Below are 20,854 nucleotides of genomic sequence, written 5' to 3' on the forward strand. Positions count from 1 at the left end.
TTACTTAAATAAATATAAAAATAAATTTAAGATTATTTGTGGATTCTTTGGAGTTTTATAGTGGGAAGTGTTTTAATGCCATTGATTGATAGGGGATTACTTAGAGGCGGGTGATAGCTAGTTTATAACAAAAGATTATGCAAAGAGGAAGTTAATGGTTATTTTAACTCTCCCCAATTTTTGCCACTATTGACGCTACATTTGAGTGGGACTTTTAAGGTTGCTATGTTTTCCATAATTTCTTTAATAATATTCCCTTGTGAATCTACTAAATCCTCTGGGCATTCAAAGATTAGCTCATCATGCACTTGTAAAAGCAGTTTTGCTTCAAGTTTCGCTTGGGTTAGGGCGTTCATAGACATTTTGATAATATCTGCTGCGCTTCCTTGAAAAATAGCATTAATCCCTTCGCGTAAAAAGGCAGCTTTTTGGTATTCTTGTGCGTCTTTAAAGTCAAATTTTCTCACTCTTCCTAATAGGGTTTTGGAATAACCATTTTCTAAAATAAAATTTTCTTGATTTTTCAGAAAATCTTTGACGGTTGGGAAGGATTCAAAGTAATTTTGTATATAAGTTTTTGCATCAGAGAAGCTAATATTAAGGGTTTCAGAGAGTTTTTTAGGACCCATTCCATAGATAAGACCAAAATTAATACTCTTTGCGATAGAACGTTTATGGTGTGCTTGTTCTTCGCCAAAGATTTTTTTAGCCGTCTCTAGGTGAATATCGGCATCTTTTAAAAAGGCTTCTAGCATTGCCTTATCTTCAGAGAAATGCGCTAAAAGTCGTAATTCGATTTGTGAATAATCTAAGCTTAGTAAAAGATGGTTTTCTTTAGCGATAAAACCTGCCCTTATGCGTCTGCCTTGAGCTGTTTTTACAGGGATATTTTGTAGATTTGGATTTTTTGAGCTTAATCTTCCTGTGCTAGTCCCTGTTTGCATAAAAGAAGTATAGATTCTATGCTCTTTATCCAATTTTGCGTGTTGCATAAGAGGTTCGATATAGGTGCTATAAAGCTTGAAAAGCTCTCGGTATTCTAAGATTTTTGGGATAATTGGGTGGGAGTGATAAAGGGAGTTTAACACGATTTCAGAAGTGCTATATCCTGATTTTGTCTTTTTGCCTGCTTGCAAGTTTAAATCTTCAAAGAGGATAATGGCAAGTTGCTGGGGAGAGTTTAGGTTGAAACGTTTGTTGGCAATTTTGAAGATTTCTTCAGAGATTTGGTAAAGTCTTTCTTTGGATTCGTTTTTAAGGTTTTGAAAAAAGTCCAAATCAAGCTTAATTCCGATGGTTTCCATATTAATTAGACTTTGTATAAAAGGAAATTCAATTTTATTAGCCACTTCTAAAATCGTTTCTTCTAGTAGATTATAAATTTTAAAATAGAGTTGGTAACAAGCTGCTGCATCTTCACTTGCGTATTGCACGGCATTTTGTATGAGGATTTGGGAGAAATTTTCGTTTTTATGCACAATGTCTTTGTAATGAATCATTTCGTGATTGAAATATTTTTTCATTAAGAAATCCAAATTACAAAGGGAATCGCTATGTAAAAGCCACGCAAGAAGCATACTATCTTTAATGTTTGAGAAGTTTTTAGGGGTAAAATCAAAATTTGTTTGCAAGATTTCTAAGTCGTATTTTAAATTATGCCCAATCACAAAGCGGCATTCAAAGACTTTTTGGATAAAGGCTTTAGCGCATTGCAAACTTACTTGATCGCCAACGCCTAAGTAATTGTGTGCGATAGGGACATAATAGGCATTTATCCCATCAATGCTAAAAGAGAAACCAACAATTTTGGATTCTTTAATATCTAAAGAGGTGGTTTCTGTATCAAAGGCAATAATGGTTTGCTCGGTGAGGCTTTGCATAATCTCTTGTAGCTTTTTGTCAGTATCTATCAAATGGGATTGGTAGTTGAAATGTTTGGGAATATTGCCTTGATCTTTTTGTCTTTGTATGATTTTTTTCTTATTAATGGGATTTTTATTGAGTTTTTTTAAGATACTATTTAAATCATATTGCTTTAGGGAATCAACGATATTAAGTAAGGGGGAATCTTGAGGCATTTCACATTCGCTTAAGTCTAGATCTTCTAATAAATCATCCCTTAGGGTTACGAGTTTTTTGCTACGATAGGCGTCTTCTTTGCTTTGCAATAAAAGCTCTCTTGTGCGTTTGGATTCGATGTTTTGAATGTTATTATAAATAGAATCTAAATCTTGGAATTCCTGAAGTAGGGCAGCTGCACCTTTTGCGCCAATCCCTTTAATGCCTGGAACATTATCAGAGCTATCTCCTACGATGCTTTGATAATCAATGAATTGCTTAGGAGTGATTCCATATTTAGCGATACATTCTTCCTCTCTAATTTCTTCTTTTTTACTAGGATTAAAAAGAAAGGTATCGCCATCAATGAGCTGGTATAAATCCTTATCGTGGCTAATAATGCGGACATTGATATTGAGTTTATTGGCTTGTTTATTGATAGAGGCGATTATATCATCGGCTTCATAGCCTTCAATGCTAATATTTTTAAATCCCATATCTTCCACCCATTTAATCGCTACTTCTAGTTGGAGCTTTAAATCATTAGGGACTTCTGGGCGATTGGCTTTGTAATTTGGATCTATGCTTTTACGAAAATTTTCCCCACCGCTATCAAGCGCAAAGACTAGATAATCCTTTGGGTAATCCCTATGAATTTGTATAATGAGCTTTGCAAATCCTGTTAAAAGCCCTGTTGGGAATCCTTCGTGGTTTTTAAGCGGGGGTAGTGCGAAATAGCTTCTAAAAAAAAATCCAAAAGTATCAATGATTGTTAGGGTTTTCATAAAGCTACCTTTTTAAGAGAGAATGTTTTTTTCTAATATAGATATTAATGGATTCAACACCAAGGGAGAATGCCATCGCAAAGTAAATATAGCCTTTGGAAATATGGAATTCTAAACCTTCTGCAACAAGCGTAACACCTACTAAAATGAGAAAGGCTAATGCTAGAATCTTAATGGTGGGGTTGTTTTCTACAAATTCTGAAATACTTTTACTAGCAAACATCATAATCACAACGGCAATAATCACAGCAAGCATCATAATTTCAATATTATTTACCATTCCAACAGCGGTGATAACAGAATCTAAAGAAAAAACAATGTCTAAAATGGCAATTTGGATTAAAATGCTTAAAAATCCCGTTTTGGCAATCTCTTTAGGGGAATGTTGGTTTTTATCTTCTTTGTTTTCTATATCATTATGAATTTCTAGTGTGGATTTGGCAATTAGGAATAATCCCCCTAAGATTAAAATAATGTCTCTTCCTGAAATCTCTTGTGAGAGGAGTGTGAAAAGTGGAGTAGTGAGTTTCATAATCCAAAAAAGTGAGAGGAGCAATAAAAGTCTTGTTATCATCGCTAAACTTAAACCAAGAATTCTAGCTTTTTGGCGATTTTTTTCTGGAAGTTTGCTTACTAAAATAGCGATAAAAATAATATTATCAATCCCTAAGACAATCTCCAAGGCACTTAAAGTTGCTAAAGCTAACCACATCTCTAGGCTAAATATCCATTCAAACATTGCGTTCCTTCTGTGAGAAATGGTGGGATTATACATTATTCCTTTATAGACTTTTCTTAGGAATCTTGTATGTAGGAATTGCTAAATTATTTTAATAAAGTGTATGGAGTAATTTAGCAATGTGTTTAGTTGATGGGGTTACCATTGCGACAAAATAAGATTCTAAAAGTAATTTTTGAGCCTTTGAGCCTTCTAAATAACCCTTTGTCCCATAGGTTAGCATACAAGTTTTGGCACTTTCTATCGCAAGATTTGCAATATCGGCTTTAAGGTTTAAGACACAAGCAAAGAAATCTTTGTCAAGCTGTGTGATATTGGCGGGTATTTTATGGCTTCCATAGGGGGTATGGCTTAAGAATTGAGAAAGGTTAAGGAGTTTTTTATACTCTTTTTTGAGAGTATCAAAGGGAAGATAGCTATTAATGTTGCCTTTAGTTTCTTGTTGGGATTCTATCATTTCTAAGGCACAATGGACTAAGCCTAATCCTATTCCTGCTTGTAAAAGCACAAATCCCGGCATTATTTTAGGCAATAATGCAGAGGCTGGATTGCTAAGAATCATCGTCTCATCTAAAAAATAGTCTTTTAAGACGACACTTTTAGTTGAAGAACCCTCTAAAGCGCAGAAATTGAGCTTTTCTTTAAGTTTAATGCCTCGATTTTCATCACAAACCACAAGTCCCATTACAAAATCTTGGGGATTGGTAGAATCGATAGAGGCAATAATTCCAAAATAATGCCCCCAATCGATATTTGAAACATAAGGTAGCACCCCATTTAGGATAAATCCTCCTTCTACCCTTTTGGCTTTAAGCTTAATAGATTCTATTTTTGCAAAAGATTTAATAGGATTAGAAAGACCAGTGCCACCTAAAATTTCTCCTTTGATAGCTCTATAATAAAGGGAGCGGTCAATGTGGCTAGAGTGTTTTAAATACCAAATAAGTATTTTTTGACACCATAGGCAAAAGCCTGTATTGCCACATATTTTAGAGACTTCCATTATGGTTTGTATGGAGTTATGGAGGCTATAATGATTCTCCATAGTTGTGTAAAATCCATATTCTCCTAGTTTTTGAAGCGTCTCTTTGGGGTAAAATCCTTTATGGATTTCTAAAGTCCGCCCCTTTAATTCTTTGAGTATAGATTCTAGCATTTAAGAAACCTCAAGATTGACAACGCGCAAAATGGTATTGGCTACGGGAGAGTATTTTGTTGCGTGTGCAATGAGCTTCTTTTGTGTAGCTTCATCGGCATTAGATTCTAAAACTACCTTAACGCGAATATCTGTAAAGCCTAAAGGTTTATCTTCTGATAGGTCTCCTGTCCCCCATACAGCAGTGATATTTAAGTCTCCTTCTAATTCTAATTCTAGTTTGGTAATCACAATGTTTTGTGCGATAGCATTGGCGTGAATCCCAACAGCTAAACAACTTCCAAGAGCAGCTAAGACGGCTTCACTAGGGTTTGGTGCTGTATCATCTCCTAAAAGTGTTGGTGGTTCATCAACGATATAAGCCGGAAGATTGCGAATATAATTTGCGTGTCTAAATCTACCTTCTGCTATGGTTTTACATTTGAGGGTTTTAATAACATTAGGATTTGCTTTTCCAGACTTGATTAACTCTTCCAAACCCGCTTTGTCGATAGGGTCTAATCTTGTGCAGCTTGTTTCAACAGGTTTCATAATATATCCTTAAATAATAAATTTGGGTTAAACCCAAAAAAACTAGTGGCAATTCTAATCTTTTTGGGTTTAACGCCTTTATATCACATAATTCATATCAAAGCGATAGGTTTTTAAATATGCTCCAATTTCGCGCTTGAGGTCTAAAAAATCCAATCCATATCTGTCAATCTTATTGATTTTTATAGGTATATCGGCGACTATTTTACCCGGATTTGGAGACATAATAATTACCCTATCGCCTAAAAATATAGCTTCTTCTATATCGTGAGTTACAAAGATCATTGTAGTTTTGAGCGTTTTGGAGATATTTAAAAGCTCGTTTTGTAGGGTATTCCTTGTGAAGTTATCTAAGGCACTAAAGGGTTCATCAAGGAGTAAAATATTGGGATTAACACATAATGCCCTTGCTAAGGCTACCCTTTGTTTTTGTCCCCCGCTAAGAGTGGTAATAAATCTATCTTGAAACTTGTCTAAATGGACAAGCTTTAGGTAATGCAACGCTATTTGTTTAGCTTCCTTTTTTGGTATGTTTTTAGCTTGCAACGCAAAGAGGACATTATCTAGCGCATTTTTCCACGGGAGTAGGGCATAGTCTTGGAAGATTTTAATGCAATCTTTGGGCTTTGTTTTATGGGTGTAAGGGATACTATCAATAATAATCTCCCCCTTATCAAAACTCTCAAATCCTCCAATGATATTTAATAAAGTCGTTTTTCCACATCCACTTGCGCCAAGAAAAACTATAAATTCTCCTTTATTAATCTTTAAATGGATATTTTCCAGAGCCTGATAGTTGCCAAAAGTTTTGTAGCAGTCTTTAATTTGTATCATTTAATTCCTTTAGAGGCTACCTAATTTTGAACGAATATACCGCTCTAAAATAGAAAACAAATAATGGAGTAAAAATCCTAAAATTCCTATTAATATCATTGCGACAATAACGACTTCCATACGCAATAAATTCCTACCATCAATAATTAAATAACCAAGTCCGCTTTGAATCCCTAGCATTTCTCCAGCAACAAGATGTATCCACGCAATGGAAGCGGCGAGCTTTAATCCACTTGCAATAGATACAAAGGCTCCGGGCAAAATGATATGTCTAAAGATTATCCATTCACTAGCTCCAAAATTATTTGCCATCATTAAGAGTGTAGGCTGTATTTGTCTAACGCCACTAATGCTTAATAATAATATAGGAAAAAATACTGCATAAGCAATAATAAAGATACAACCTAATTCTCCAATGCCAAACCACAATACAATGATGGGAAGCCAAGCAATAGGAGAAATGGGGCGAAAAAATTGTATAAAAGGCTCTAAAGTAATTTCTAAAGGGATAAACCTACCAAGCAGTAATCCTAAGATAATCCCTAAAGTTGAACCTATGGTAAGCCCTATGATAAAACGGATTAAAGAATCAAGAATAGATTCTTCAATAACTCCATTATGGAGTAGCTCTATAAAGGTTTGAAAAACAACACTAAAAGGAGGGATTTCTCCCCCTTCTAAATAGCTTTTATGAGTGCTAAACTCCCAAAGTAACAAAAACATTATAATAAGCACTAAAGATAGAATCCTAAAAACAATATTTTTTTTATTCATCTTCTTAATCCTTATAAAAAGCATTGTGAATAAAACTAGAATCTACAAAGTCTTCAAAATTTTGCTGAAGATTTTCTATCTTATACTTTTGCATATCTGAAATAGTCCTTGCAATATCTTCTTGTGTGATAGCAAGATTTCTATAAATAACTCTATCGTCTTGGAGCAATAAATTTTGGATTAAAGGAGGTCTTTGTCCTAAAAATTGGGTTGAAATCTCCGCCGCTTTTTGGGGTTCTTTTTGTATAAACAAAGCAGTTTCTAGGAAATCCTTAGTTATTGCTGTAATTATAGGTTTTTGATTTTGTAGGACTTCTGTATGGAAAGTCAGTAAGCAGCAAATATGATTAGGGATAATATCTTTAGAGAGGATAAAAATATCTCCAATATTATAGGTTTGTGCGGCGATTCCAAAGGGTTCTGCTACGATAAAGCCATCAATACTTTTATTCTTTAGCGCAGAAACCATCTCGGGTGGGGACATATCAATGAGCTTTACATCATTGGGAGTGAGATTGCCTTGAGATAAGAAATCTGCTAATAGTAAATAATGCGTGGAGAATCTACTAGGAATGGCGATTTTTAATCCTTTTAATAGGGAAATATCTGGTTTATTGTCTTGTTGTATTAATCCCTTTTTGACAATTAGAGCAGAGCCATTTCTATGAGCTGCTAAAATCGCTTTAATCTTTACTTTTTGTGAGACAAGCTTAAGTGCTAAAGGTGTTAAAATAAAAGCCCCATCAATGCTTTTAGCGCGTAGGGCTTCACTTAAATCACTCCAAGAGGAGAACTTAATAGGTGTAAAGTTGGTTTTTTTCAAAGCCTTAGCAATAACTAATAAATGATCAGTTATGGGTAAATAACCAATTTTAATGCCTCCAAAGTCTATCTTTAGGTCTTTAGCATTAAGTATATTTAGCCCACTAAGCCCTAAGAAAAATGTGTTTGCAAGATATAAAAAATTTCTTCTGTGCATAAAAATCCTTTATGATTGATTGTAATGGTTGAATTATATATTATAAATATAAATACAATATGTATTTATATAAAATTTAAGATTTTTAACAAGATAAAGTTACTTTTTTACCCAAATCTACCTAAAAATTCTAGTTTATTGTTGTTTGGGTAAAAATAGAGTTTCCCTAATGTTTTGGCTTCATTATAAAGAAATAAGCGATTCTTTAATATGAATGCTTTAAGTTTCTAAGGTGTTCATATCAATAACATAGCGGAATTTTGCTGTGCCATTTGTGAGATTTTCATAGGCTTTATCGATTTCACAAGCTTTAATGATTTCTATTTCGGGATAAATTTCGTGTTTGAGTGAAAAATCAAGCATTTCCTGAGTTTCTTGGATACCCCCTATCATAGAGCCATAGACTTTTTTCCCTGCATTAAAGATTAGTCTTGTCATATCTGTTTTGATACTCTCATTGGTAGGAGGAAGTCCTACGATAGCTAATTCTCCACCATATTTTAGTAATTTTACATAATCCATAGGATTATAAGCGGTAGGGATGGTGGAGATAATGAGATTAAATCTCTCTGCTATATTAGAAGTGTTATCATAAAGGGCTTTTGCCCCCATTGCTAAAGCTTCCTTTTCTTTCTTTTTGTTTCTAGCAAAAATAGAAACCTCTGCCCCCATTTTTATCGCATATTTAACCGCCATTACCCCAAGTCCTCCAAACCCAGCTACTCCGACCTTATCACCTTGTTTGACTTGGCTAAACTTTAAAGGAGAATAGGTTGTAATTCCTGCACAAAGTAGGGGTGCTACTTTTTCTAATGGGGCATTTTGTGGCACTTTGATGGCGAATTTTTCGCTCACTACAATATTGTTAGAATATCCTCCATAAGTAGGTTCATCGTTATGAAAACAATCTTTGCAATCATAGGTTAGCACCATTTTGCCCTTTTCACAAAATTGTTCTTGGGATCTTTTGCACGATTCACACTCTCCACAGCTATTTACCATACAGCCAACCCCTGCATTATCTCCGATTTGAAATTTGCTAACTTTCTTGCCTATGGCTACTACTTTTCCTGCTATTTCGTGTCCGGGAACCATTGGATAAATCCCCTTATGCCACTCACTCCTTGCAGAGTGAATATCACTATGGCAGATTCCTGCATAATAAATTTCGATTAAAATATCATAATCTCCTAATGCGTGTCGGGTGAAGCTAAAGTGTTCAAATTTTGAATCTTTAGTTTGGATAGCATAGCCTTTGGCAGAGATTCTCTGCCCATCTTTGGCTTGTGTTAGATTTTGTTTTAAAAGCATAAAAATTCCTTTATAAAAGTTTTATCTTATTATATTAAAGATGAGATTTATTTAGAATGAAGCCCTTTGGGTAAGTCATAAAACTCTACTCCATTAAGGGAGATTTTTATAACTTGTTTAGAGCAAATGAGGTTTTGTAATAAAGTTTGGGTGGAATCACTCCATAAACCTCTTACATCTTCTATACTCATTGGGCGTAAAGCAAGGGTTTTTAGGATTTGTTCTTGTGTTAAATCTATGTTTTTGGGAGTTGTGGGATTTACTCTTGTAGGGAGAAAAACCGGGAGATTATAGGCATAGAATATATTGGCAAGTTTTTGTAATTCTTCTAAACTAAGGGGCTTAACCGCATAAGCAGGTGGTCTATCAATAGTGCTTATATCAAGCCTTTTAAGTCGCATTGAGGCAAGGAATTGTGCCATTTTTTGCGCTTCTAAAATCGTATCGTTAATGCCTTTGACAAATAAAATCTCTGCATAAAGTTCCCCGCTAAAATCTGCACTAAATTGGTAGATTCCTGCTAAGATTTTTTCTAAAGTTATATTTTTAAGAGGTCTATCAATTTTTCTAAAAGTCTCTTGAGTGATAGCATCTAGGGAGAATTTTACTTTATCAAAAAGCAAACAAGCCTTTGAAATATTTAAATCCCACAACAAAGAACCATTGGTTAAAAGCAGAGTTTGACTATCTCCTTTAATGTCTTCTAGCTTTAACATAAGCTCGTATAAATAAGGATATAGTGTTGGTTCTCCATTGGCTGTAATGGTTAGAGATTGAATATTTTTATATTTTTTCAACGCATCTTTGATAGCTGTTAAAATATCCTCAACTTTTAAAACCTCTTGCATACTCATCTGTGCCTTTTTGCCCTCTAACTCACAATATAGGCAATCATAATTGCATTGTTTGGTTTGGGGGGATAAATCAACCCCTAAGGATTCTCCAAAGCGTCTGGATTGTATGGGTCCAAAAATAATATTCATTTTCCCTGCTTTTTCTGTTTTTGGTATTTTATATTCTTATTTTTGAAATTTGTGTAAAATAATGGCTTAATAAAGTTTTTAGGATATTTTTTGAGAGTTAAAAATTTTTTGTTTCAAAGTTTTGCACAATTCTTTTTCCCTATTTTTCTAGTTTTGTTTTTTATTGCTTCTGTGATTGTGTTTATTCGCATTGCTGAAGTTACCTTTATCATTAAAATAGGATTTTTTGAATTATTCTCTTTGTATTTTTATACTCTTCCTACTATGATGTTTTTTGTTGTGCCTTTGAGTTTTTTTGTTGCTTGTGTGCTTTCATTATCTCGCCTTAGTTTTGATTATGAGCTTCCGGTTTTATTTGCTTTAGGGATGAATCCTAAAGAGATTGTGAAAATATTTTTTCCCATTGCCTTTTTGGCAACTTTTAGCCTCTTTATTCTTTCTTTAATTTTGATACCCTTGAGTGATTTGTCTTATAAGAATTTTTTTGAAGAGCGCAAGAATAATATTAATGTTAATTTACAAGCTGGGGAGTTTGGGCAAAAACTTGGGAATTGGCTAGTTTATATAGAAAAGAATAAAAAAGACGAAAATGTTTATGAAAATATCGTTTTACTCTCTTTTGAAAAAGAAAGAGGGCTAATTTTTGCTAAAGAGGCGAAAATTATTAATTATTTAGGAGTTATGGAAGCCATATTAAGTGATGGTAAGGTTTATCGCTTAGAAGATGAGGAGATGCTAGAGAGAATCGAGTTTCAAAAATTGATTTTAAGGAATAGTGTAGGGTATATTAGTGATTTAAATCTTGGGGTTGTAGAGTATTGGAGACAGGCTTTTTACCCCAATGATAAACAAAAAAAAGTCTTACGCAATCTTGCAATGTATATTCTAATCTCTTTATTTCCTTTAGTTAGCCTTTTTTACTTCCCTCTTTTGGGGATTAAGAATCCTCGTTACCAAAAAAACTGGACAATTTTGCAGATTATGGTCGTCGTAGCGATTTTTTATGGTTTAGTCTATTTAGTGGCTAATACATTGCCTTTGGTTGGTATAGCTGTGCTTCCTGTGGTTTGGTTTATTTTTGGTTATTGGGGTTATAAGCAGTGGATAAGTAGATATTATTAATGTTTGTTGCGATAAAGATTGCTTATAATGGTTCTGTGTTTTTTGGGTTTCAAAGCCAAAGTCAAAAATATACGATTAGCAATGCGCTTAAAGAAGCTTTTGCAAGTGTTGGTATTTTTAGCCATTTTGTAGGAAGTGGTAGGACAGATAAAGGGGTGCATTCTAGTGGGCAAGTAATTTCTTTAGAAATACCTCCCTTTCATAGCCATTTAGAGGGATTAAAAAATCTTTTAAATGCTAAACTCTATCCTTATATTAAGATTAAGCAAATTTGGGAGGTAAGCCCAACATTTAATGCGCGTTTTAGTGCAAAAAGAAGAAGATATTGCTATGTATTATCTAAGCATTATTCCCCTTTTTGCTCTGTGTTTTCGCATTATCATAGGATAAAAAATGAAGCTTTAATGAAAGAGGCTATGGGTTATTTTGTGGGGAGACATAATTTCAAGGCTTTTAGAAAAAAGGGAGGTGCTGGTAGCAAGAATTGTTGGCGTGAAATTTATCGTGTGAAATTAATCCAAAGCAGGGATTTTTATATCTTGTCTTTCTTAGGAAATAGTTTTTTACGCTCTCAAATTCGGTTAATGGTAGGGTTTTTATTAGAGATTGATAGAGAAAGACTAACTTTAGAGGATTTAAAGAGACAGCTAGAAGGAGAAGAGATTTTTAAAATCCCCGCACCTCCTGCGGGTTTATTTTTAAGCTCTATTCAGTATTAAAGATTGTCAAATAATTCTGTGCTTAAATATCTTTCACCTGTATCACAAAGGATTGTAACGATATTAGTATTAGGGTATTTTTTCGCCATTTCTCTTGCAGCCCAAAGATTTGCTCCTGTGGAGATTCCTACAAAGATTCCCTCAGCTTTGGCGACTTTTCTTGACTCTTCCATTGCCCATTGAGCATCAACTTTTAAAATCTCATCAATGAGGTTTGTATCAAGTATGTCAGGGATAAATCCTGCCCCAATGCCTTGTATCTTATGGGGTCCGGGCTGTCCTCCACTAAGCACAGGAGAGTTAATAGGCTCTACGGCTATGACTTTGGCATTTGGAACTTTTGCCTTTAAGACTTCGCCCACTCCTGTTAGTGTTCCACCTGTCCCTACGGCACTAATGAAAATATCGATTTTGTTATCGAGCGCTTCTAGGATTTCCACAGCAGTAGTTTTTTTGTGGAAAGCGGGGTTAGAAGGATTTTGGAATTGTTGTAAGATGAGGCTATTGGGGATTGTTTTTTGTAATTCTATGGCTTTATTCACAGCTCCTTTCATTCCAAGTTCTGCAGGAGTGAGTTCTAAAGTAGCCCCTAAAATACTCAAGAGTTTTCTACGTTCAATACTCATAGAGCTTGGCATAGTAAGGATAAGCTTAATGCCCTTTGCCGCACAGATACTAGCAAGAGCGATTCCTGTGTTTCCGCTAGTTGGTTCAATAAGGGTTGTGTCTTGGTTAATAATTCCCTTTTGGAGCGCATCCTCAATCATTCCTAATCCAATCCTATCTTTTACGGAACCGCTAGGGTTTAGAAATTCGCATTTTCCATAGATATTCGCATTACATTCTTTGGATAAATTTTGTAACTTTAATAAAGGGGTATTGCCAATTATTTGCATAATAGATTCTGCAACTTTCATTTATTCTCCTTATAATTTAGTGTAAAAGCGTAACATACTATCGTAATTTATTTTACTTTGTCAATATCAAAGAAAAAAATCTTTGCAAAAATGTTTTTTTAGCTATTATGTTGTGCTAGTAATGAAACAAATTCAAAAAATGGCTTAAAGTTTAAAAAATATTTATCCAAAGTTTTTGTATGATTTTAGCTACAAATAGTGAATTTTTAAGGAGATGATATGAGTTTTTTTGAAGAATACCAAAAGCAAGTTGAGCAAAGATCCAAGCAAAATGTTCCTCCTCTTCCGCTGACAAAAGAGCAGGTAGGTGAGGTGATTGCTTTGTTAAAGCAAGGTGAGCAAAACAAAGAGTTGGTAGAGTTACTTTCTCATCGTGTTTCTCCGGGTGTTGATGAGGCGGCGAAGGTTAAGGCGGAATTTTTAAGTGATATTGTAGAGGGCAAGGTTTCTATTGGCTTGATTTCTAAAACTCTTGCCATCAAGCTTTTAGGAAGTATGCTTGGGGGTTATAACATCAATCCTTTGGTAAATGCTCTTAAAAGTCAAGATTCTGAAGTAGCACAAGAAGCGGCAAATGCACTAAAGCATATTTTGTTGGTTTATGATGCTTTTAATGAGATTGTAACTCTAAGTAAAAGTAATGCTTATGCAAAAGAAGTTTTAGAATCTTGGGCAAATGCCGAATGGTTTTTGAGCAAAGAGCCATTAGCGGAGAAAATTACTGCAGTGGTGTTTAAGATTGATGGAGAGACAAATACCGATGATTTAAGCCCTGCTAGTGATGCCTTTACGCGTAGTGATATACCCCTTCACGCACAAGCAATGCTAAAAAATAGAACGCAAAATGCCTTTGGAAGAATCGAAGAGCTCAAAAAGAAAGGCTATCCTTTGGTCTATGTCGGGGATGTTGTAGGGACAGGTAGCTCTAGGAAATCTGCTTGTAATTCTTTGGTGTGGCATATGGGGCGAGAGATTCCTTATATACCAAACAAAAAAGCAGGTGGCTTGGTGATTGGTAGCGTGGTTGCACCTATTTTCTTTAATACCTGTGAGGATAGTGGTTGTTTGCCTATCGTAGCCCCAGTGTTAGAGCTTAATGAAGGAGATGTGATTGATATTTATCCTTTCAAAGGTGAGATTCATAAAAACAATCAAGTGGTTTCAAAGTTTGATTTAAAGCCCAATACTTTGGCTGATGAAATAAGGGCAGGGGGCAGGATTAATCTCATTATTGGTAGAGGTTTAACCGCTAAGGCTAGAGAGGCTTTAGGAATGCCTAAAGAGGAGATTTTTACCAAACCTTTAGCGGCTAGTTCTCAAGCAAAAGGTTATACTCTAGCGCAAAAAATGGTAGGTAGAGCTTGCGGGGTAGAGGGAGTGTTGCCCGGGACTTATTGCGAGCCATTAGTTACCACGGTTGGGAGTCAAGATACCACAGGGGCAATGACAAGAGATGAGATAAAAGAGCTTGCATCTTTAGGCTTTAGTGCGGATTTCGTGCTACAAAGCTTTTGCCATACTGCGGCATATCCAAAACCCGCTGATGTGAATCTCCAAGCCACTTTACCGCAGTTTATGAGTAGTCGCGGTGGAGTAGCTTTAAGACCGGGCGATGGAGTGATTCACTCTTGGCTTAATCGTATGGTGTTGCCCGATACTATTGGGACAGGTGGGGATTCCCATACGCGTTTTCCTATTGGCATTAGCTTCCCTGCTGGTAGTGGCTTGGTAGCCTTTGCCGCAGTAACAGGCTCTATGCCTCTTGATATGCCAGAATCTGTGCTTGTGAGATTTAGCGGGGAGTTGCAACCGGGCATTACTTTGAGGGATTTAGTCAATGCTATTCCTTATTATGCGATTAAGCAAGGCTTATTGACTGTTGCTAAACAAGGCAAGAAAAATATCTTTAGCGGAAAGATTCTTGAAATTGAAGGTTTGCCAAACCTCAAAGTAGAACAAGCCTTTGAGCTTAGTGATGCAAGTGCGGAAAGAAGTGCGGCGGCTTGTAGTGTGGCTTTAGATAAAGAGCCTATCATTGAGTATTTGAAATCCAATATCACACTTATCCAATCTATGATAAAAGCGGGTTATCAAAATGCTGAAACCTTGCAAAGACGGGCGGAGAAAATGCAAAAATGGATTGATAATCCTGTGCTTTTAAAAGCGGATTCTAATGCCGAATATGCCGCTGTGATTGAGATTAATTTAAATGAAATTACAGAGCCTATTTTGGCGTGTCCAAATGATCCTGATGATGTCGCAACCCTAAGTGAGATATTAGCGGATTCTAATCGTCCGCATAAGATTGATGAGGTTTTTGTCGGAAGTTGTATGACAAATATCGGGCATTATCGTGCTTTAGGAGAGATTTTAAGAGATGAGGGAATGGTCCCTACCACACTTTGGGTCGCACCACCTACCAAAATGGACGCACAGCGATTAACCCAAGAGGGGTATTATTCACTCTTTGGAGCTGCTGGGGCTAGGATTGAAATGCCCGGGTGTAGTTTATGTATGGGAAATCAAGCAAGGGTTAGGGATAATGCTGTGGTGTTTTCAACCTCTACAAGAAACTTTGACAATCGTATGGGTAAGGGTGCAAAAGTATATTTAGGGAGTGCAGAGTTAGCAGCTCTTTGTGCATTGCTTGGTAAGATTCCTAACAAAGAGGAGTATTTAAGTTTAATCCCTAAAAAGCTAGAGGGCAAGAATGAGCAAATTTATTCTTATTTAAACTTTAATCTACTTAGTAATTTTACCCTTTATTAATCTTCTGCATTAACAAAAGTAGGAATCCTACTTTTGTTTCTACAAAAATCTAAATTTAGCTTTGATTAGTGTAATAATTTCTGCAAAGAATCTATTATTTAGTTAGCATTAATATCTTAAATCAGACTTTTAGGCTTAGAGGTTGCTTTGGGGCGAGATAAGAGGGGTAGGATAATGAAGCAAAACTCATCGATTTAATAGTTAAGGGAGAGAGGAGACTTATCTTTAGAGTAGTGAGGAGGAGTAAATAAAAATGAAGCAGAAATAAAAAAGATATTAAGAGAGATAGGGGGAGTGTTATTAAAAAGTAAATTTATAGTGTCAATGATTTCTTAGGTTTTTTTAGGACTTCTTAGGACTTCTTGGGAATGCTTTGAAAAGAAATATCAAAAACACAAAAGCGGTAATCATAGAATTAAAGGTTTTACTTTCATACAAAACACTAAAAGCTTATGCACCCTACTAAAAGATAGGGTATTAAGTTTAGAGCAAACTATAAAAATAAATAAGATTGCAAAAAAGACAAGGATTTAGGCTTAGAAATAAATGCTTTAGGGGTGAGAAGAAGCCTAGAAAGCTTGAGAATCTCAAGAATCTAGGGATTAAATATAATTAACAAGAGAGAGTTGAGAGATTTTGCCAATAGTTGAGAGCATAGCTTGGTAATTAAGACTTAATTGGGAGAATTTAAGAGAAGTATCGGCGAAGTCTATATCAATCGTCTCTGAACGCGCTGTTTTTGCTTGGACGATTAACATTTCAGTCCTTTGAACAGAATATTTAAAGGCACTCCCTTGCGAACCATTTTTAGTATGGGATTTGTTGATGTGATTGGCTAAATGATCAAAAGCGGTAATTCCATTTTGGATTCCGGGATTTCTCATAATATCTCCATAGTTTGAATTTTCTCCGGGTCTATAAACGCCATCTTCTAAGGCTTTAATGATGGTATCAATTTGTTGGAAGAAGTTAATATGCGGGTCATCGGCAATAACCGCATTATTAGCCTGAAAGGTCAATGCGGGACGATTGGTGGTATTTACTCTTCCAGTTCCATTGGGATCAAGCCTAAAGCTATTTGCGTTGTTATCATAGAGCATAAAGTCCATTCTTGTGGCAGAATGGTTTAGATCTTTTATTTCTAATTGTCCATTAATATTTAAACCAATGGAGGCATAACCCTTAGAATCTGAAATAAGCTTTTCATAAGAAGCTTTAGTCGTTGCATTAGTGTAATCTGCATTGGCAGCAAAGACATTTTGTAAGTCCGCCTGATTGGAATTAGAGAGATTCATAACAATCCCTAGAGTATCTGCTAATTGTCGATAGGTAACTTCATTGGCTGGTGTTATCGTATTATTGACTTGTGGAGGATTACCATTGGGGTTTAAAATGGGAATTTCTATGTTAGTAACATTGTGATTATTGATTTGTGTAGGGGAGGTGATAATCATTACACTCCCTGCTTGTCTTAGCTCTATTCTTCCCTCAATAGGAGTTCCATTGATATCTTTGACTTTAAAGTTATAAGTATGTCCCTCAAGACTTGCTCCTGCGACTTCTGTGAGTTTTGTCTCCATTGTGGCGTATTTATTAGAATCTCGGATTATTTGGGAGACATTAGAGGTAAGCTTTGCACCATCTTTGCTAAAATTTACCCTATCATATTCTGTGGCATAATCATACCTAAAGCCATTTACTGTTTGACCAGCTGCATTTTGTGTAGTAATAAACAATCTTAAAGAACTACTACCCGTAAAGGGTGAATCTTCGCTATCTGCTGGAGTTCTTCTGGAGACATTATTATCCACTACGGTAATTTGACCATTGGAGAATTGCACATCAACATTTCCATTTTCTCCATAAACTATTCTAATCTGATCCATTAAATCCTGTATGGTAGTCGTAGCGGTAACTGGCAATATTACTGGCGGATTAATATCAGCTCCGGGTGTATCTAAAGCGGTATTTCCTCTAAAACCATCTAATTCAATCTGTGTAGCCTCAGGTGGTAAAACATTTCTAAGGAGTGTAGAGGTTGTGGCAATTTTATTGTCTTCTGTCCTAAAAGTTGTAGGCAAGGGATGCATTCTATGGTCGTTAATATCTCTTACGCCAATGGTTCTAAAGTGATTAAAGTCATTTAAAAATGGGCTTTGCACATAGGTATTAATCTTCACTCCCGCAACACCAGCTCTATTGAGGTTTGAAAATCCTATTCCATCTCCACCATTTGCCGCTCTATTATCAGGATCTTCCCACTTAGAGGAAATCATAGAAAACTCAATATTGGATCGTCCGCTTGTTAGGTCTTTGATTTCAATTTGTCCCCATTTATTAAGGCTTACTTCGACAACTTTGCTAGATTCTGTGTTTCCAAACTCTCTGCCGATTCTATCTAAGAGATCTTGGACTCGAGAGGTTGTATCCATAGGGAATTTTGCTTTGAATGCGGTTCCATCGGCTTTTCTCCCGGTAATATAAAAGACTTCTCGAAGATCATTGTCTGGGTTACTATCATCATCTCCTACTAAATCCCTAATGGTATCTTCTGCGGTAATATAGACTTCTCTGCCTTGTCCTGTTGGATGGTTTGGATCCATAATTTTGGGGTGTAGTTCTCTTTGATTAAATTTGGGAATATTGGTTGAAATGATTCTGTGGGTATCATTATCCGAACCAAAAAATAACTCTTCCCCTGTTATGTTGTAAGGAATAGAGTTATTAGAACCTATGAGAGCGTTTAAAGTAGCATTGTTTCCATTATAAGTGCCATTTGGGTTAAAAGGTGGAATAGTTGTTGCAGTTCCTCCAAAGATAAATTCCCCTCCAATAGAGGTGTTAGCAATAGATAAGAAATGGTCTCTAATAGCTCTTAAGTCTTTAGCGATTGCCTGTCTTGAAGTTTCGCTATGAATATCATTACCACCTTGAATAAGCTTAGTTTTAAAATTTGTCATATTAGAAACGAGATCTTTTAGAGCAGTATCTGTATTATTTGTGTAAGTTAAAGCATTATTGGCAATACTTTTGCTTTGCTCTAGGGTTGTAATGTTGTAATCAAGTGTGAGGGTTTTATTGAAGGTGCTAGTATCTTGATAGCCATATTGGATTTTTAAGCCAGATTGTATTTGCGACATCGCATCATCTAAACCGCTTTTTGAGGTTTTTTGGTGATATTGATACATCGTGTAAGTTGAAGCTAAACCTATTCGCATAGTATATCCTTGTATATCCTTAAACATTTGGATTTGAAACTTTTGGTTTCTTATGTTCTTAAGAAAAGTATCAAGCAAATATTATACCAGATTTGTTGGATTAAAGTTTTTAAAGAGAGGGCAAAATACTAATGAAAACTTGTAAGTTTTTTTGCTACAATCGCAGAATTATTTTTGTAAATTTTAGGAGCAGATATTGTGAGAAGCCATTATTGTGCGGAGATAGATGAGCAAAATATTGGAGAGGAAGTAAGCGTTTGTGGATGGTGTAATACCTATAGGGATCACGGTGGAATTGTATTTATTGATTTGCGTGATAGAAGTGGAATCGTGCAGCTTGTTTTTGATCCAAAAGATTATGCCCAAGCTCATAATATCGCTAGTGAAGTGCGGGATGAGTTTGTTTTAAAAGCCGTTGGGGTAGTGCGAAAAAGAGGGGAAGGGCTAGAAAATCCTAAGCTAAAAACAGGAAAGATAGAGATTTTGGTAAGTTCGCTAGTGATAGAAAACAAAAGCCTTACCCCGCCTATTAGTGTCGGGGATGAAAGCGTTGGAGAGGATATTCGCCTAAAATACCGCTATTTGGACTTAAGAAATCCAAGAATGCAAGAGATTTTTATCACTAGAAGTAAGGTGGCTCAAGCTACAAGAAACACCTTAAGTGATTTAGGGTTTTTAGAGATAGAAACCCCAATTTTAACCAAAGCTACTCCTGAAGGGGCAAGGGATTATCTCGTGCCAAGTCGTGTGCATCGTGGGGAGTTTTATGCACTTCCTCAAAGCCCCCAGCTCTTTAAGCAGCTTTTAATGGTGGGTGGTTTTGATAGATATTTTCAGATTGCAAAATGCTTTAGAGATGAGGATTTGAGGCTTGATAGGCAACCAGAATTTACCCAAATTGACTTAGAGATGAGTTTTTGTCATCAAGAGGATGTAATAGAAGTAGCCGAGAGGGTTTTAGAATCTATTTTTAAAGCTTGTGGAATCTCTATTCAAAGACCTTTTAAACAATACTCTTATGCGGAAGTTATGGAGACTTATGGGAGCGATAAACCCGACTTACGCTTTGGGTTGCCTTTGGTAGAAGTGGGGGATTTGTTTGTAGATTCTAATAATGAGATTTTTAGTTCCATTGCCAAAGAGAGTGAAAAAAACCGCTTTAAGGCTTTGTGCGTGAAAGGTGGGGATAATTTCTTTAGTCGTAAAACCTTAGCAGAAGCCGAAGAATTTGTCCGAAAGTTTGGAGCAAAGGGCTTGGCTTACATTCAAGTTAAAGAAGAGGGTGCTAAGGGTCCTTTGGTGAAATTTATCTCTGAAGTAGCTTTAGAGGAGCTTTTAAAAAGAGTGGGGGCAGAGGTTGGAGATATTATTTTCTTTGGTGCGGGAGAGAAAAAGGTCGTGTGGGATTATATGGGACGATTGCGTCAAAAAATCGCCTTTGATAGGGGAATGATTAATCAAGATTCTTATGAGTTTTTGTGGGTTGTGGATTTTCCGATGTTTGAGAAAAATGAAGATGGCTCTATCTCTGCCTTGCATCATCCCTTTACAATGCCAAAAAATATAGAAAGCGAGGATATTTTTGCTATCCAATCTGTCGCTTATGATGTGGTTTTAAATGGTTTTGAAATCGGTGGAGGAAGTATCAGAATCCATAAAAAAGAGATTCAAAATAAAGTTTTTGAGCTTTTAGGGATAAGCCAAGAGGAGGCTAGAGAAAAATTTAGCTTTCTCTTAGAGGCGTTGGAGTTTGGTGCTCCTCCACACGGGGGATTAGCCTTTGGGCTAGATAGAATCATTATGCTTTTATCAAATGCTAAGTCTATCCGAGATGTGATTGCTTTCCCCAAAACCCAAAAAGCGACTTGCCCTTTGACAAATGCTCCAAGTGCAGCAAGTGAGGAACAATTAAGAGAGTTGCACATTAGAGTGAGAGAAACCAAAAAATAAGGAGTTAAA

General features: G+C 35.8%; 15 protein-coding genes. 4 read left to right on the forward strand and 11 right to left on the reverse strand.

From position 1 onward, the window contains the following. Nucleotides 1–158: 158 nt before the first annotated feature. The 9 genes from polA to C6H18_RS03945 form a co-directional block, all read right to left on the reverse strand. Nucleotides 159–2,843, reverse strand: a complete 2,685-nt coding sequence (gene polA / locus C6H18_RS03905; protein WP_104721809.1) for a DNA polymerase I — start codon at nt 2,841–2,843, stop codon at nt 159–161. A 4-nt stretch (nt 2,844–2,847) separates the two neighbouring features. Then, entirely contained in the window at nt 2,848–3,582 is a 735-nt protein-coding gene (locus tag C6H18_RS03910) for a TerC family protein (RefSeq protein ID WP_104721810.1), read from the reverse strand. A 91-nt stretch (nt 3,583–3,673) separates the two neighbouring features. Next, a complete protein-coding gene (locus tag C6H18_RS03915; protein ID WP_104721811.1) occupies nt 3,674–4,738 on the reverse strand; it encodes an acyl-CoA dehydrogenase family protein in 1,065 nt (354 codons plus the stop codon). Further along, a complete protein-coding gene (locus C6H18_RS03920; protein ID WP_104721812.1) occupies nt 4,739–5,269 on the reverse strand; it encodes an OsmC family protein in 531 nt (176 codons plus the stop codon). A gap of 78 nt (nt 5,270–5,347) precedes the next feature. Next, on the reverse strand, nt 5,348–6,103 hold the full coding sequence (locus C6H18_RS03925) for an ABC transporter ATP-binding protein (protein ID WP_104721813.1): 756 nt from the start codon (nt 6,101–6,103) through the stop codon (nt 5,348–5,350). 9 nt (nt 6,104–6,112) lie between these two features. Next, nucleotides 6,113–6,877 carry an ABC transporter permease gene (locus tag C6H18_RS03930; protein ID WP_158654865.1) on the reverse strand — a complete coding sequence of 255 codons (765 nt, stop codon included), beginning with the start codon at nt 6,875–6,877 and terminating at the stop codon, nt 6,113–6,115. Nucleotides 6,878–6,881: 4 nt separating this feature from the next. Further along, nucleotides 6,882–7,856 (reverse strand): ABC transporter substrate-binding protein, encoded by a 975-nt coding sequence (locus tag C6H18_RS03935; RefSeq protein ID WP_104721815.1) that lies wholly within the window; start codon nt 7,854–7,856, stop codon nt 6,882–6,884. A 219-nt stretch (nt 7,857–8,075) separates the two neighbouring features. Continuing rightward, on the reverse strand, nt 8,076–9,167 hold the full coding sequence (locus C6H18_RS03940; protein WP_104721816.1) for an NAD(P)-dependent alcohol dehydrogenase: 1,092 nt from the start codon (nt 9,165–9,167) through the stop codon (nt 8,076–8,078). Nucleotides 9,168–9,214: 47 nt separating this feature from the next. Continuing rightward, nucleotides 9,215–10,150 carry a radical SAM protein gene (locus C6H18_RS03945; protein WP_104721817.1) on the reverse strand — a complete coding sequence of 312 codons (936 nt, stop codon included), beginning with the start codon at nt 10,148–10,150 and terminating at the stop codon, nt 9,215–9,217. Between the two features lie 90 nt (nt 10,151–10,240). Here C6H18_RS03945 and C6H18_RS03950 point away from each other — a divergent pair, with 90 nt between their 5' ends. Together C6H18_RS03950 and truA are read left to right on the forward strand one after the other, a co-directional pair. Further along, a complete protein-coding gene (locus tag C6H18_RS03950; protein WP_104721818.1) occupies nt 10,241–11,272 on the forward strand; it encodes an LptF/LptG family permease in 1,032 nt (343 codons plus the stop codon). Continuing rightward, on the forward strand, nt 11,272–11,991 hold the full coding sequence (gene truA, locus C6H18_RS03955; protein WP_104721819.1) for a tRNA pseudouridine(38-40) synthase TruA: 720 nt from the start codon (nt 11,272–11,274) through the stop codon (nt 11,989–11,991). Before C6H18_RS03950 ends, truA begins: the two co-directional genes overlap by 1 nt. Here truA and cysK read toward each other — a convergent pair. After that, a complete protein-coding gene (cysK, locus tag C6H18_RS03960) occupies nt 11,988–12,908 on the reverse strand; it encodes a cysteine synthase A (RefSeq protein ID WP_104721820.1) in 921 nt (306 codons plus the stop codon). The two genes, truA and cysK, sit on opposite strands and share 4 nt — an antisense overlap. A gap of 219 nt (nt 12,909–13,127) precedes the next feature. On the opposite strand from cysK, the gene acnB reads away from it, so the two are divergent. After that, the gene (acnB, locus tag C6H18_RS03965) at nt 13,128–15,677 is read left to right on the forward strand and encodes a bifunctional aconitate hydratase 2/2-methylisocitrate dehydratase (protein WP_104721821.1); all 2,550 of its coding nucleotides are present in this window, start codon (nt 13,128–13,130) and stop codon (nt 15,675–15,677) included. Nucleotides 15,678–16,279: 602 nt separating this feature from the next. Here acnB and flgL read toward each other — a convergent pair. After that, nucleotides 16,280–18,895 (reverse strand): flagellar hook-associated protein FlgL, encoded by a 2,616-nt coding sequence (gene flgL, locus C6H18_RS03970; protein ID WP_104721822.1) that lies wholly within the window; start codon nt 18,893–18,895, stop codon nt 16,280–16,282. A 198-nt stretch (nt 18,896–19,093) separates the two neighbouring features. On the opposite strand from flgL, the gene aspS reads away from it, so the two are divergent. After that, nucleotides 19,094–20,845 (forward strand): aspartate--tRNA ligase, encoded by a 1,752-nt coding sequence (gene aspS / locus C6H18_RS03975; protein WP_104721823.1) that lies wholly within the window; start codon nt 19,094–19,096, stop codon nt 20,843–20,845. Nucleotides 20,846–20,854: the final 9 nt, after the last annotated feature.

It is taken from the genome of Helicobacter mesocricetorum, from assembly GCF_900198605.1.
GTDB classification, from domain to species: Bacteria; Campylobacterota; Campylobacteria; order Campylobacterales; family Helicobacteraceae; genus Helicobacter_D; species Helicobacter_D mesocricetorum.

Bases quoted from the DNA above. Each gene is read 5' to 3' on its own strand.
- C6H18_RS03945 (WP_104721817.1), bottom strand. From the start codon at position 10,150: ATGAATATTATTTTTGGACCCATACAATCCAGACGCTTTGGAGAATCC.
- C6H18_RS03910 (WP_104721810.1), bottom strand. From the start codon at position 3,582: ATGTTTGAATGGATATTTAGCCTAGAGATGTGGTTAGCTTTAGCAACT.
- truA (WP_104721819.1), top strand. From the start codon at position 11,272: ATGTTTGTTGCGATAAAGATTGCTTATAATGGTTCTGTGTTTTTTGGG.
- cysK (WP_104721820.1), bottom strand. From the start codon at position 12,908: ATGAAAGTTGCAGAATCTATTATGCAAATAATTGGCAATACCCCTTTA.
- flgL (WP_104721822.1), bottom strand. From the start codon at position 18,895: ATGCGAATAGGTTTAGCTTCAACTTACACGATGTATCAATATCACCAA.
- C6H18_RS03930 (WP_158654865.1), bottom strand. From the start codon at position 6,877: ATGAATAAAAAAAATATTGTTTTTAGGATTCTATCTTTAGTGCTTATT.
- C6H18_RS03940 (WP_104721816.1), bottom strand. From the start codon at position 9,167: ATGCTTTTAAAACAAAATCTAACACAAGCCAAAGATGGGCAGAGAATC.
- C6H18_RS03920 (WP_104721812.1), bottom strand. From the start codon at position 5,269: ATGAAACCTGTTGAAACAAGCTGCACAAGATTAGACCCTATCGACAAA.
- C6H18_RS03925 (WP_104721813.1), bottom strand. From the start codon at position 6,103: ATGATACAAATTAAAGACTGCTACAAAACTTTTGGCAACTATCAGGCT.
- C6H18_RS03935 (WP_104721815.1), bottom strand. From the start codon at position 7,856: ATGCACAGAAGAAATTTTTTATATCTTGCAAACACATTTTTCTTAGGG.
- acnB (WP_104721821.1), top strand. From the start codon at position 13,128: ATGAGTTTTTTTGAAGAATACCAAAAGCAAGTTGAGCAAAGATCCAAG.
- C6H18_RS03915 (WP_104721811.1), bottom strand. From the start codon at position 4,738: ATGCTAGAATCTATACTCAAAGAATTAAAGGGGCGGACTTTAGAAATC.
- polA (WP_104721809.1), bottom strand. From the start codon at position 2,843: ATGAAAACCCTAACAATCATTGATACTTTTGGATTTTTTTTTAGAAGC.